General features: G+C 53.8%; 12 protein-coding genes and 1 riboswitch. All 12 genes read right to left on the reverse strand.

Features of this window, described 5'->3' with window-relative positions:
• Position 1 precedes the first annotated feature (1 nt).
• The 12 genes from hfq to LLU09_RS03275 all read right to left on the reverse strand — a co-directional run bounded on the left by hfq (position 2) and on the right by LLU09_RS03275 (position 14,087).
• Positions 2–196: an RNA chaperone Hfq gene (hfq, locus tag LLU09_RS03220; RefSeq protein WP_031548660.1), complete on the reverse strand. Its 195-nt coding sequence runs from the start codon at positions 194–196 to the stop codon at positions 2–4.
• Complete coding sequence (gene miaA, locus LLU09_RS03225; RefSeq protein ID WP_228310439.1) at positions 189–1,130, reverse strand: tRNA (adenosine(37)-N6)-dimethylallyltransferase MiaA; 942 nt, start codon at positions 1,128–1,130, stop codon at positions 189–191. Before miaA ends, hfq begins: the two co-directional genes overlap by 8 nt.
• Entirely contained in the window at positions 1,123–1,998 is an 876-nt protein-coding gene (locus tag LLU09_RS03230) for an alpha/beta fold hydrolase (RefSeq protein WP_228310440.1), read from the reverse strand. The genes miaA and LLU09_RS03230 overlap by 8 nt, the downstream gene beginning before the upstream one ends.
• A gap of 11 nt (positions 1,999–2,009) precedes the next feature.
• Complete coding sequence (gene mutL / locus LLU09_RS03235) at positions 2,010–3,869, reverse strand: DNA mismatch repair endonuclease MutL (RefSeq protein WP_228310441.1); 1,860 nt, start codon at positions 3,867–3,869, stop codon at positions 2,010–2,012.
• 4 nt (positions 3,870–3,873) lie between these two features.
• The gene (gene mutS / locus LLU09_RS03240) at positions 3,874–6,393 is read right to left on the reverse strand and encodes a DNA mismatch repair protein MutS (RefSeq protein WP_228310442.1); all 2,520 of its coding nucleotides are present in this window, start codon (positions 6,391–6,393) and stop codon (positions 3,874–3,876) included.
• Positions 6,394–6,442: 49 nt separating this feature from the next.
• Entirely contained in the window at positions 6,443–6,928 is a 486-nt protein-coding gene (gene thiW, locus LLU09_RS03245) for an energy coupling factor transporter S component ThiW (protein ID WP_228310443.1), read from the reverse strand.
• Between the two features lie 69 nt (positions 6,929–6,997).
• Positions 6,998–7,423, reverse strand: coding sequence for a YlbF/YmcA family competence regulator (locus LLU09_RS03250; protein ID WP_040105599.1), 426 nt, complete (start codon positions 7,421–7,423; stop codon positions 6,998–7,000).
• A 150-nt stretch (positions 7,424–7,573) separates the two neighbouring features.
• On the reverse strand, positions 7,574–8,365 hold the full coding sequence (locus tag LLU09_RS03255; RefSeq protein ID WP_228310444.1) for an energy-coupling factor transporter transmembrane component T family protein: 792 nt from the start codon (positions 8,363–8,365) through the stop codon (positions 7,574–7,576).
• Positions 8,358–9,761, reverse strand: a complete 1,404-nt coding sequence (locus tag LLU09_RS03260; RefSeq protein WP_228310445.1) for an ABC transporter ATP-binding protein — start codon at positions 9,759–9,761, stop codon at positions 8,358–8,360. The genes LLU09_RS03255 and LLU09_RS03260 overlap by 8 nt, the downstream gene beginning before the upstream one ends.
• Before the next feature lie 2 nt (positions 9,762–9,763).
• Positions 9,764–10,342, reverse strand: coding sequence for an ECF transporter S component (locus tag LLU09_RS03265; protein ID WP_228310446.1), 579 nt, complete (start codon positions 10,340–10,342; stop codon positions 9,764–9,766).
• Positions 10,343–10,410: 68 nt separating this feature from the next.
• A riboswitch (TPP riboswitch) is annotated at positions 10,411–10,501 on the reverse strand.
• A 48-nt stretch (positions 10,502–10,549) separates the two neighbouring features.
• Complete coding sequence (locus LLU09_RS03270) at positions 10,550–12,373, reverse strand: ABC transporter ATP-binding protein (protein ID WP_228310447.1); 1,824 nt, start codon at positions 12,371–12,373, stop codon at positions 10,550–10,552.
• Positions 12,366–14,087, reverse strand: coding sequence for an ABC transporter ATP-binding protein (locus LLU09_RS03275; protein WP_228310448.1), 1,722 nt, complete (start codon positions 14,085–14,087; stop codon positions 12,366–12,368). Before LLU09_RS03275 ends, LLU09_RS03270 begins: the two co-directional genes overlap by 8 nt.
• Between the last annotated feature and the right edge of the window lie 84 nt (positions 14,088–14,171).

Below are 14,171 nucleotides of genomic sequence, written 5' to 3' on the forward strand. Positions count from 1 at the left end.
GCTATTTTGTGAATGTGCTGATGGCATGCTTATAGATCAGGTGGTTCTTGCCGCCGGAGTGGAGCTGGATGACGAATTTATCAAAATCGATGACGGTACCCCTCATCTGAAAACCGTTCACCAGAAATACGGTAACCTCGACTTCGGACTCCTTGAATTCGCTGAGAAACTTATCCTGTAGATCGCCATTAGTCATTTTTCTTTCTCTCCTTCGCCTGTAGGAATTGATATATATCCTCAAATATTATATCTGTGTTCACTGAATCAAGATCATACCATTTGACGGGAAGCTGGTTTCTGAAGAAAGTCAGCTGCCGCTTTGCGTACTGCCGGGTATGCTGCTTGATGGATTCCTTCACATCATTGAGGGATGCCTCCCCTTCGAAGTAAGGGAGGAATTCCTTGTAGCCGATTGCTGCACCCGCTGTTTTCGACAATGAACGGTGTTGGTATAGATTCCTCACTTCATCCTCGAGGCCCATCTCGAACATTTTATCGACGCGTGCATCGATGTTGCTGTGTATCAGCTTCCTGTCACGCGTCAATCCTACTATAAATGTATCATATTTCATTTCATCTGTGTAGCCGGGGCCGATCCTGTTGCTGATCCTGTCGCTCAGTTCATGCTTGACCAAGGCACGGATGACACGCTTGCGGTTATTCGCATGGATCTCCTCGGCAAGCTTCGGATCAATGGACTTGAGACGGTTGTGGAGGATCGGCGTCCCCATCCTTTCAAACCGCTCCGTCAGCGCCCGCTTCTCCTCGTCGTCCTCATCATCAAACTCATAGCCATAGATCAGCGCCCGGATATAGTGGCCGGTGCCGCCCACGATGAACGGCACGCGGCCGTCCTCGTGGAATTCATCTATGATTTCGTCTACATGCTTCTGGAACTGATGCACTGAAAATGTGGTGTCCGGTGGCATGACGTCTATCATGTAGTGCTGCACCCCGTCCATCTCTTCATCCGTTATCTTTCCTGTACCGATATCCATCCCCTGGTACACCTGCATCGAATCACCACTGATGACCTCCAGGTTGAACCGCTTTGCGATTTCAACACCGAGCTGTGATTTTCCTATGGCGGTCGGACCTACGAGTATAAGCAGTTTCTTCTTTTCAGACATGTCTCATCACCCATTCCAGTAATCTGTTATAGACCTGTTCACGATTTTTTTCAAACAGCACTTCATGGCGGCTCGTATCATAGAGCTGCACGGTCACTGAATCTGCATACCGGCGGTAGCGCCGCGCGAGCTTCCGTATATCCTTCCCCCTGTTGGAGAATGGATCCTCTCTGCCACCGATCAGGAGTATGGGGACCTCGGGATCCAGCCGCTTCAAGTTTCCCTGCTTCATGCTCATCCTGATGTGGCGCACGATTTCGGACAGCGCCCGGTTGCTCATCAGGAAGCCGCAGTATGGATCCCCGTTGTATTGTTTGACGTTCGTGTCATCTGCGGACAGCCACCTGTTCTTCCGGTCCCCTTCAAAAGCTGCATCATAGCCCAGGAAGGCCAGCCTGTTGATGGTTTTGGAACGCACTTTTGGTGCGGCTGCGGCCACAGTTCCCAGCAGTTTCGATGCAATGCCGTCAAGGAGGCCATCCTTGTTCCCTGTGCCGACGATGATGCCGCCATCATATACGCCATATTCAAGGAGCCTCCTGGCTGCGATGGAGCCCATGGAATGTCCGAGGATGAATTTCGGCAGGCCGCTGGGGATCACTGCCGACACTGCCAGGGCATCATCGATCAGCAGGTTGAAGTCGTCGAAGTGTCCTTCGTCTCCGGTGGCCCTGCCATGACCGCGATGGTCATGCATGACCACCATGCAGTCGTTCATCGCAAGCCATGTCATCATCTCGGTATAGCGCTCCTTATGCTCGGCCATGCCGTGAAGGAGCTGGATCGCGCAGAGGGGTCTTTCGGGCGAGAAGACGGTCGCCTCTATTTCCCTGCCTCCATTGTATATCATCTGTTCGCTGATCTTCATCTTTTGCCTCCCTATTTCATGATGCGGTTGAACATGCGCTCGATCTCATAAGTGCTCATATGGATGATGACCGGCCGGCCGTGCGGACAGGTATAGGGTGATCTGCAGGCCCTGAGGGATTCGAGCAGCGCTTCGATCTGCGGCCTGTCGAGATAATGATTGGCCTTGATCGACCGCTTGCAGCTCATCATGATCGCCATCTCCTCCTTATACTGGTTGACCGAGAAGTCCTCCTTCGATGAAACGAAATGGATCAGTTCCTCTATGTCCGCTTCCGGATTCCTTTCATCGATCCAGTTCGGATAGCGCGTCACTGAGTACTGCCTGATCCCCGTCTTTTCAATTTCAAAGCCGAGGGAACGGAGCCGCTTCAGCCTGTCATCTATTGCTATTATATCATTCATCGGGAATTCGAATGTGTATGGGATGAGGAGCGGGATGCCGTCGCCTTCCCCCTGGACGATATTCTCCGAATAGTATTCGTACTTGATCCGCTCCTGGGCGGCGTGCTGGTCCATCATATACATTCCGGTGTCGTTCTGCAGGATGATGTAGGTGCCATGCAGCTGTCCGACGATCTCGAGATAGGGCAGCTTTTCCCGCTCCTTCTCTCCAGGATGCGTATGCGGAACACTCGCCGGCGTATCCCGCCGTTTTGGCGGCGCAGACAATTCCGGCTTGCGGGCCCGCGTCTCCTTAAGTACTGTGCGCTCGGGTACTACCCTGTAGTCCAATTGTGTGCTCTGGTCTTCCCGGGTTCTCGGGGCCTCCTGTACTGGTGGTCCTGCTTTAGGCGGTGCCGACCGCTCTGCAGTGAAGTCCAGCGTCTCCTGGGTAGGTTTCTCCTGCCGCCGCGGCTTCTCCCGTGAGACATCCGGAATCAGCATCTCGTCCTTAATGTGCCTGCTGATTGCCGTCTCGAGCAGTTTGTTCAGCTCACGCTCCTTCGAGAAGCGCACTTCTATCTTCGATGGATGGACATTCACATCGACCAGTTTCGGATCCATTTTGATGTCGATGACCACGATGGGATACTTGTCCTTCGAAAGCAAAGTATGGTAGGCGTTCACGATGGACTGTGACAGCATGAAATTCTTGATGAACCTGCGGTTGACGGAAATGTTGAGGTAATTCCTGTTGCTGCGGTTGATCTCCGGCCGGATGGCATAGCCACGGATGGCAAAGTCGGCATCATTGGCCTCGATTTCTACCGCATGGCGGGCGACGTTCAGGCCGTATATATCACTGATGACCTCCTTAAGGTTGCCATTGCCCTTCGTCATGATCTTCTCCTGGCCGTCCAGGACGAGCCGGAAGCTGATGCCGGGATTCGCAAGTGCCATGCGCTGGATGATGTCGATGATCTTGCCGCTTTCCGTGCGCATGGAACGCATGTACTTCAGCCGCGCTGGTGTGTTGAAGAAGAGGTCCGTTATGGTGATGTCCGTCCCCTGCCGCTCCTTGCCCGGAATCTGCTCGACCAGGTTTCCGCCTTCGAAGCGGATGAATACCGGATTCCCAGTAGTGTGCTTCGTCTCAACCGTGACTTTCGCCACGGCGCCGATGCTGGCGAGCGCTTCCCCGCGGAAGCCGAGGGAACGGATCTGGAAGAGGTCATAGTCGGTATCGATCTTGCTGGTCGCATGCCGCTGGAACAGCAACGGTCCATCCGTATGATGGATGCCGTCCCCGTTGTCGACGATGCGGATCTGCTTCATCCCTGATTCCTCTATGAACACTTCCACCTGTGTCGCATGGGCATCGATGGAGTTTTCGGCCAGCTCCTTGACGACGGAGCTCGGACGCTCCACCACTTCACCCGCGGCTATCTTGTTCTGTATCGCACTGTCCAGTACTTTGATCGGACTCATATCATCACTCGCCTTCAAGCTCGTTTTTTAGTTCCTGCAGCTTCATCATCGCATCAAGCGGCGTCATCTGGTTGATGTCGAGCGACTTCAGCTGATTGATGACCGGATGCGCTTCAAATGCCTCCGTGTCATCAAGGGGAAGTGAAAGCTGTTCGTTGCCCATCACCCGTCCGTCCTGTTCGAATGTCTTCAGGAGGGCATTCGCCCGGCTTGTGACTTCATCCGGCAGTTCGGCAAGCTTCGCCACATGGATTCCGTAGCTCCGCTCCACCGGTCCCGGCTTCACTTTGTGCAGGAAAATCAGTTTGCCGTCGTACTCCGTCGCCTTCACATGCACATTCTTCAGATGGTCAAGCTCTGTGCTGAGCCGGGTCATTTCATGGTAGTGGGTGGAGAACAGCGTCTTCGCCCCGATATGATGGTGGATGTATTCAAGCATCGCCTGGGCCAGGGACATGCCGTCATAGGTCGAAGTGCCCCGCCCGATTTCATCGAAGATGAGGAGGCTGTCCTCCGTCGCATTCTGGAGGGCGTCATTCGCCTCCATCATTTCGATCATGAAGGTCGATTTCCCGCTGGCCAGGTCATCACTCGCACCGATGCGGGTGAATATCTGGTCGAATATCGGCAGCACTGCCGCTTCCGCCGGAACATACATGCCCATCTGAGCCATGATGCTGATGATGGCAACCTGCCGCATATAGGTACTCTTGCCGGACATGTTCGGTCCTGTAATCAGATAGATGAATGTATCCTGGTCCATGCTGAGGGAGTTCGGTACATAGGTGCTCTCGCCGATCACCTTCTCCACCACGGGGTGGCGCCCTTCAGTAATCGACAGTTCGCCTTCGCTGAACTCAGGGCGCACAAGACGATATTCATTTGCCACCGTCGCAAACGATACGAGGCAGTCCAATGTGCTGATGATGTCCGCCGTCGTCTGCAGCCGTGGGATGAACTGCTCCATATGTTCACGGAGCGCTACGAACAGCTCGTACTCGAGTATGACACTCTCATCCTGTGCACTGAGCAGTTTCGACTCCATCTCCTTGAGTTCCGGTGTGATGAAGCGTTCTGCATTCGTCAGCGTCTGCTTGCGCTGGTAATCGAACTTTTCGGCATCGAAATTCACCGCATTGCCTTTGGAGATTTCAATGTAGTATCCGAACACCTTGTTGAATCCAACCTTCAGGTTCTTGATGCCGGTACGCTCCCTTTCGCGTTCGATGTAGTCATTGAGCCACACCCTACCGTTGTTTGAGATGTACCGGTATTCATCGAGCCTGCTGCTGTAGCCCTCCCTGAAGATGCCGCCCTCGCGGATGGTCTTCGGCGGCGAATCATTGAGGCTATCCGCAAGCAGACTGTGGACATCATCGAGAATGTCGAAGGACCGGAACAGCGGCGTACCAAGCAGTCCGATCCGTTCGAGCATTTCCGCGATGGCTGGGAGCCCCTGGAGGGAATCCCTCAGCTGTACAAAGTCCTTTGCATCGATGTTGCCGAAACTCAGCCGGCCGACGAGCCGCTCGATATCATATACATTGTTGAGCAGGCTGCGCATGTCCTCACGCTCGATGAAGTGGTCGAGGAGGACCGTCACGGCCTCATGCCGCTCTTCTATTGCCTTCCGGCGGAGCAGCGGGCGCTCGATCCATTTCCTCAGTTTGCGCTTGCCCATCGGGGTCTCCGTCCGGTTGAGGTACCAGAACAGGGAGCCCTTCGTCTTTTTCGTCTGCAGGCTCTCAAGGAGCTCCAGATTGGAAAGTGCCGCATAGTTCAGCTGCATCGTCTCCTTGATGCGGTGCTTCTCCACGGTCCTGAAATGCTTCAGGTCCTTCATGTTGTGGGCGCGGATATAGGCCACGAGCAGATCGAGCGTCTCCCGTTCCCCTTCCGTGATATCCGTTCCGTATTCGAGCGGGAAATGCACCTCATTCGAAAACGGTGTATTCACCGGCGGGTCGGCATAAAGCTCGGACAGCAGGCCCTCGATGCCCTCCTCGACCACGATCTCCCTTGGCCGGATGCGGTCGATTTCACTCTTTAGCACACCAAGATCCCCGGTCGAAAATGCAAATATCTCGCCGGTCGAAATATCCGAATAGGCGGCGGTGAAAAGTCCGGATTCTTCATCCAGTGCAAGAATGTAGTTGCTCCTGCCGTCATCCATGCCGAAGTCATCGATCAGTGTACCCGGCGTGATGATGCGCACCACTTCCCGCTTCACCATGCCTTTCGTCTTTTTCGGGTCCTCCATCTGTTCGCAGATGGCAACCTTGTATCCCTGGTCGATCAGCCGCTCGATATAGCCCTTTGCAGAATGGTACGGCACGCCGCACATCGGGATGGGATCCTTCTTCTTGTCCCGTGATGTCAGGGTGATTTCAAGCACCTTGCTCGCTGTAATCGCATCATCGTAGAACAGCTCGTAGAAATCACCCAGTCTATAGAAGAGCAGCACGCCAGGGTGCTCCTCCTTGATATTCAGATATTGTTGCATCATCGGTGTTACTGTAGCCATCTAAACACTTCCATTACTAAAATATATCTGCATTATATCATGCACCCCTTCAAATGTTGAACTGCTTTAGGACCCCTTTTTCATCCAGCTGTCTGAGCAGAAGCCATGAGACCACCGAGCCGATCACGGTGCTGATGAGAAATGCCGGTGCCAGCACCCAGAAGAAATCCCTGTCCAGGCCGAGTATCATGATCAGCGGAAACGTTGCGAGTGACCCGATTATCCCCGTCCCGAGCACTTCTCCGACGGCAGAGAAACCAAGCTTTCTGAATCTCCTGTACAGTATGAATGCGAGGAGCGCCCCGAGCATGCTGCCGGGATAGGCGAATGGGGAGCCCGTTCCCATCATGATCCGTATCGTGGATGACAGGAATGCCTGGACGATGGCCCAAGGACCTGTAAATACGACCGAGAGGACATTGATGAGATGCTGTACGGGTGCTGCCCTGATGGGCCCTATGGGGATGATGATGAACATGCTGAGCACGACGTTAAGCGCAACAAGCACACTAGTGATGGTCATTTTTCTGGTCATTCCAATACCCCTCCTTCAAAAAAAGGACCACGCATCCCTATACGGATGCGCAGCCCTTAAATTAAATATTTATTTATCTTCTTGGTTCGGCATGTTCCTCATCGCCGCACCGGTTTCCCCCTGGAGCAGATCTCCGCCCGTGGACGTGATGATGTCATTCGTCACCGTCTGGCTGATGGCATGGGAGACCATCTGGAGCAGTTCGTTGACCTGACCCTGGGATTCCTTGAACTGGTTGACGATCGGCATTTCGTCGAGTTCCGCCTCGACTTTCTTTATTTTCTCTTCCGTCATCTGATAGGCGCGTTCCTTGCCGTAGTTCTGGAAGTTGACCGCCTGCTTCTGCAGACTTTTCAGGCTTGCCATCTTTTCCCTGACATCCTTGTTTTCATGGATCTTGGCTTCGGCCTTCTTGAAGAAGTCCACCTGTTCCGTCTGGGCGATCATGTTGCCGAGTTCCTTCGCTTCTTTCACAATATCATCTTTCGTATACATTGTACTGCCACCTTTTCCCTATTTTAAAACCATCCACCGGATGATCCACTATATTTTCATCCATCGTCCGCAATCTGATGCGGCTGTTGAAATCTCCTATCAGTATATATGTTTTTCTCCCATATTTCAAAACTATTCGACCCCCGGATTTCATCTCGCATCCACAGTGTCAAATGGGCTGAACCACTCCCCAAGGAAAGCGGAGATGATGACACCGGATACGATGAGCAGGACGAAGTGAAGGTCATGGATGGAATAAGTGGTGCGGTGGTAGTAGGTCCTCGGTCCGTCGTCAAATCCTTTCGATTCCATGGCGACCCCAAGGCGCCAGGCACGTCTGATGCTCTGGCTGAGGAGTGTGACAATCGCTGATATGAAGCCCTTCAGTCCAGTAATGTACTTGCGGTGGATCAGCGCCCGCCTCACTTTGCGCGCCCGTCTGAGTGCCATGTATTCACCGGCAATGATCGGGACCATACGGACTGCAGCCATGAACGAATAGGCATATTTCGGCTTCAGCCTCCCCTGCTGCATCAGGCTGTAGAAGACATCGGTGATCCGCGTGGTGAAGACGATGAGTGCACCGAAGAAGGACAGTGTGATGCCGCGCATCATGATGTGGATGCCGCGTACCGCACTTTCTTCGGTGACATGGATGATGCCGAACCGGAAGATCGTCGTCGTCCCTTCGCCGTAGAAAATCATATACAGGCTTGAAATGAAGCCGAAAAACAGGATGACGCCCGTCAGGAGTGCAATATAGATGTACTTCACACCACTCAATATGAAAAGCAGAATGAACATAATGACCGCCAGATGGAAAAGGTGGTTCGGGTTATGGATGAGGATGACGGTCAGGAACAGCGCGATGGCCACAAGGATCTTGACGAGGGGATTGACCTGGTCGGCGAATGTGCTGTACCGCTTCACCGCTTCAGGCATATCCATCCCCCCTTTCCACAAGTCGTCCGGCTTCAATCTTGAGGCGTCTCGAGGGATAACGCTTCATGATCTCCGCATCGTGGGTGATCATGATGACGCTCGTCCCCCGCTTCACCAGTTCGTGGATCATTATGAGCAGATTGAAGGCATGATGCTGATCCAGACCGAAAGTCGGTTCATCGAAAATGAGGACTTCCGGTACCCCGCCTGCTGCCGTTGCAACACTCAGGCGACGCTTCTGCCCGGTGGATATTTCGAGCGGATGCAGATGCGCCACATGCGAAAGTCCGAAGCGTTGAAGCAGCGCGCCGGTTTCCCGGCGTGCCGTCCTGTCATCATGGTGCATCTCCAGATTGATGAATACTTCATCGAACACACGATTTGTAATGAACTGAAGTTCCGGATTCTGGAAGACCGGATAGACCCTGCCGCGGAGATGGCGCGTCCGTCCGATCCGGTCGCCTCCAAAAAGCACCTTTCCTCCCGAAGGGATGAGCTTCATCAACGCGAGCAGCAGGCTCGACTTGCCCGACCCATTATCCCCTTCAAGTGTGATCCACTCGCCTTTTCCGATCCTCAGGATGTCTACCGTCAGAAGGTGCCTGCCTCCTCTCTTGATGGAGAGATTTTTTGCTTCCATCAATGTACTCGATTGAGGCGCAATTTTAGGGAGGCGCGGGGCCGCATCCCAAGAATGTGGATGCCATACGCCATATTGGTCAAGCAGCCGGCGGTGCACCTCCAACATCTCCGCAGGAGATGCAGAACATGCGATTCCGCCCGTGTCATCCATCAGTATCACCCGGTCGACCCTGTGCCATAGTGCTTCGACACGATGTTCGATGATGACGACCGTCAGCTCATCCCACATCGCCCTGACGGTGTCCCAGAGATGGCACGCCGATATGCCGTCCAACATGCTTGTCGGCTCATCGAGGAACAATGTGTCCGCCTGCTGGAGCAGTGCCGAGGCGATGGCGAGCTTCTGCTTCATTCCTCCGGAGAGTGTCTGTATGGCACGCTCAGGCGCCACATCAAGTCCGACCATGTCGAGCGCCTCCATGAACAGGGGCTTCATCTCTTCCTTTGCCACCTGTCTGTTCTCGAGTACAAAGGCGAGTTCCTCAGCAACCGTCGGCATCGTGAACTGGGAATCCGGGTCCTGGAAGGCGTACGCACTGGATTCGGGCAGTTCAAGTCTATCGGCCTTCATCGGTATCGTGATCGTATCCGGTATGAGCCCTCCGAGCACATTGAGCAACGTGCTCTTGCCGGAGCCGCTCGGCCCCACGATGAGCACCTTCTCACCTTTACCTATCTTCAGGTCGAGGCCGGTGAAGAGGGGTGACTCCGATTCCGGAAACTTCAGACGCAGCTTTTCCACTTCGATGCACATGGTCAAAGTCCTTCTTCAGCAGCATGTTTATTGCCGACGAGTTTCAGTACACCTGTCTCCTTCAGTGCACGATACAACAGGTGCGCGAGCCAGCCGGCGATGAGTGCACCACTCAGCACTCGGAAGCCGAACATCAGCAGCAGATTCCATGTCTCAAGCTGGCCGAGGTAGCCGTAGTACCAGTCGAGCGGGAATGTCGCAAGTGCAGCCGAAATGCCGGCTGTGACCGCCACCATAAGGGATGTGCTTTTGTATTTCACGAGGGCGAATATGATTTCGCATGCAAGGCCCTGGATGAGCCCATATACGATCAGCATGACATCGAACTGCAGCATGACGATCGTTTCTCCGGATGCCGCAGCAAATTCCGCAATCAGCGCCACGCCGGGCTTCCTTATGACGAGATAGGCGACCACTGCTGCGATGAACCACATGCCGTAAAGCAGCTGGTTCAGATGCAATCCAAGCGGTTCAAGCGCCGTATAGACGCCGCCCCATATCGAATAGACGAACGAGAATACGAGGGCGATGACGACCGTGATCAGCACATCGGTCAAGGTCAGCCCTTTTCTTTTTACCATTATAAAAGCCTCCATATAATATATTCCAAACTAAAAACACACCACTAGCGGAGTGGTGTGCATATTATATGTAAAATATGCCACTTCCCTACGCTAGTATGATCTAGATCAGGTGATAAGGGTAATTCTCAGTCCTTGCGGACACCCCTAGTGGTGGTTATTTATTCGGTTGGCTCCATCATAGTACACTTTCTGAATTTTGTGAAGTCATTTATTGTCGTCGACCATCTGATAATAGCGGCCGCGCTGTCTGACGAGTTCCTCTTCAGAACCGCTTTCGACCAGTTCACCGAGCTCCATGACGAAGATGCGATCCACGGCCTTTATCGTATTCAGCCTATGGGCGATGATGATGCTTGTCCGGTCCTTCATCAGCCGCTCGAGCGCCTCCTGAATCTTAAGCTCCGTCACCGTATCGATGCTGCTCGTCGCCTCGTCCAGGAGCAGTATCGCCGGATCCGTGATCAGGGCGCGGGCGATTGATATCAGCTGCTTCTGCCCCTGGGAGATGAAGCCTTCGTCGGCTTCCAGAACCGTGTCATAGCCCTCTTCCAGTGCAACGATGAAGTCGTGGGCGTTGGCAAGCTTCGCCGCCTCGACCACTTCCTCATCCGTCGCATCAAGTTTGCCGTAGCGGATGTTCTCGCGGATCGTCGATTCGAACAGGTAGGGATCCTGCAGGACGAACGCCGTCTGCGAACGGACGGTCGAACGGCTGTAGTCGAGGATGTTCTCCCCATCGATCCGGACCTCCCCGGAATCCGTTTCATAGAACCTGGCCAGCAGCTGCATGACGGTCGTCTTGCCGGCACCGGTCGCACCGATCAGGGCGACCGATTCGCCCGCATCGATCCTGAAGCTCAAGTTTCTGATGGTCGGGGTCTTCTGCGTCGGGTCATAGGAGAATGAGACATCATCGAATTCGATCTCACCCGCTATGGTCCTGCCGGTGATCTTCCCTTCATCCTTCTCCGGCTCGGAATCGATGATGCCGAATACGCGCTCCGCTCCGGCGATGGCCGAAAGCACCTGGTTGAACTGGTTGGAAAGATCGGCGAGCGGCCGGGTGAACTGACGTGCATATTCTGCAAACACGACGATGGTACCGATCGTGACGATACCGTCCGTATAGAAGACGAGCAGACCGCCGGCACCGGCCACAATCGTGAAGCTGACATTGTTCAGCATGTTCATCACTTTCGGGATGAAGCCGGCGTACAGGAATGCCCAGAAGGTGATGTCCCTGAGATTTCCCGCCTTTTCATTGAAGTTGCGGATCGCCGTCTCCTCCTGCGAGAAGACCTTGACGATCTCCTGCCCGGATACCATCTCTTCGATATATCCATTCAGTTCACCGGTCGCCCGCTGACGCTTTTTGTAGAGCGGTCCGGTGCGCCTGGTGATGAAGCCGACAGCGAATATCAGCACCGGGATGATCAGCACGGTGAGGAGTGTGAGCAGTGGACTCAGATAAAGCATGACGCTGATCGTACCGATCAGGGTGACGATGCTTGTCGTGAACTGGATGAATGATGTATTGAGCGTCTGTGAAATCGTTTCGATGTCATTGGTCATGCGGCTCATCAGCTCGCCGTGCTGCCGCTTGTCGTAGAATGATACCGGCAGCTTCTGCATGTGTGAAAACAGCCGGCTCCGCAGCTTATAGACCGTCCGCTGGGACAGCCCCACCATGAAGAAGGCTGCGGTATACTGCGTCGATGACAGCAGGATATAGACGACGAGCAGGAAGAGCAGTATGGTGGACAGTCCGTCCATCTCCCCGGGTATGAAGTAGTTGTCCACGATATACCCGACGAGGAAGGGGCCTGTGATGCTCAGCAGGCTGGTCAGTGTCACGAGGAAGATGATGCCGTACAGAAGCGCCCGCTCCTCCGAGATGAACTGCCACATCCGCTTCAAGGTGCCGATGATGTCGTTCGCCCGCTGGTCCTCCTTCTTTTTCTTTCGGCCGATCTCCTCCTTTTTGAGGACCGGTTCATGCCCGAATGGCCTTCTGATGAAATCAATCATCCAATTGACCCCCTTCCATTTGGGATTCGACGATGGAACGGTAGAGTTCGGATTGTTCCATCAGCTCTTCGTGGCTTCCGAGCGCACTGATCTCCCCATTGTCGAGGAGCAGGATGCGGTCGGCCATCCTTGCTGTAATGACCTTCTGCGTGACGATGACGCGTGTCGTATTCTCATCCTTGATGGACTCCCATAGTGCCGATTCCGTACGTATGTCGAGTGCGGAAGTGCTGTCATCGAGGATGAGGATGCCCGGTTTCCTGACAAGGGCGCGTGCGATCGACAGGCGCTGCTTCTGTCCGCCGGAAAGTGTGACGCCCCGCTGTCCGACGCGCGTATCGTAGCGGTGGTCGAACGATTCTATCGAGCGGTGGATCTGAGCCTTCTGAGTCGAGGTGAAGATTTCGGATTCGCCGGCTTCAAGGTCCCCCCACAACAGATTTTCAAAAATGCTGCCGGAGAAGAGGACTGCGGACTGCGGCACATATCCGATGGTCTGCCGCAGGTCTTCCTCGTTCCAGTCCTTCACATTGATGTCGTTGACATAGACATCGCCTTCCTTTACATCATACATTTTCGGTATGAGGCCGAGCAGTGTGCTCTTGCCGGAGCCCGTACCACCCATGATGACGAATTTTTCATTCTCTTTGATGTCGAATGTGATATCCCGAAGCACATAGCGTGTAGACCCTGGATATTTGAAGGACACATTCTCGAATCTCACGGTCCCCGCCCGATCCACCTTCTTTATTTCATCGTTGTCATTCACACTGACCGGTGTGTTCAGGACTTCCGCCATCCGTTCACTGGAAGCCTTGGACCGGCTGAATGCGATGATGATGAAGGCAAACATCGAGAATCCACCCTGCATCCTCAGGGCATAGTTGATGACTGCGACGACTTCCCCGACCTGGACGGTATTGTTCTGCAGCAGGTCGGAAGCCATCCACAGGACGATAAGCAGGCTACCGTTGATGACGAGCAATAGGACCGGCATGATGGACTCCATCAGCCGGAGTGCATAGATCGTATCGTCCCTGAGCCTGCCGGCCACTTTACTGAACTTGCTGATTTCAAACTTTTCCCGGTCATTCGCCTTGATCAGCCTCACAGCCTCCAGGTTCTGCTGGATGAAGCGGTTGATCTTATCCAGACGCTTCTGCACGCGCAGGAAGACCTCCCCGCCCTTGCGGGCAGTGAAGATGAGGAAGATCAGCAGCAGCGGTGTCAGGAACGACAGGTAGAACCCGAGTGTCGGGTTGACGACGAACGACATGATGAGCGACCCGACTACGAGCAGCGGGGCGCGGAGTATGATGCGCAATGACATGTAGAGGAGCATCTCCGTCTGCAGCACATCCTGCGTCATGCGGGTGATCAGGCTGGATGTTGGGAACTTGGACAGGGTGGCCAGTGTAAAGTACTGGACCTTCCTGAACAGTGCCGTCCTCAAGTCATAGCTGAAGCTGTTGGCGACATGGCTCGAAAAATAGGAATTGATGATACCGCTGATGAACGCGGCCATGCTGATGGCGAACATGACGGCCAAATAGAACCATACCGTATCGATGTCCTGGGCGACGATGCCGTCATCAATCACCTTCGAGATGAGGTACGGCTGCAGCAGCTCCACACCAAGTTCGATGAACATGAAGAACAGGGCCACTGCGATGAACCATTTATATTTCAGAGCGTATTTATAGACTGTCAGCAATTCTTTCCACCCATTTCTTTCGGTTACCGAAGTATTAAGTCAATTATGACATAATTCTGTCTTTTTTTACAGGCAAAATAAAAA

Source organism: Salinicoccus sp. RF5, from assembly GCF_020786625.1.
GTDB lineage: Bacteria > Bacillota > Bacilli > Staphylococcales > Salinicoccaceae > Salinicoccus.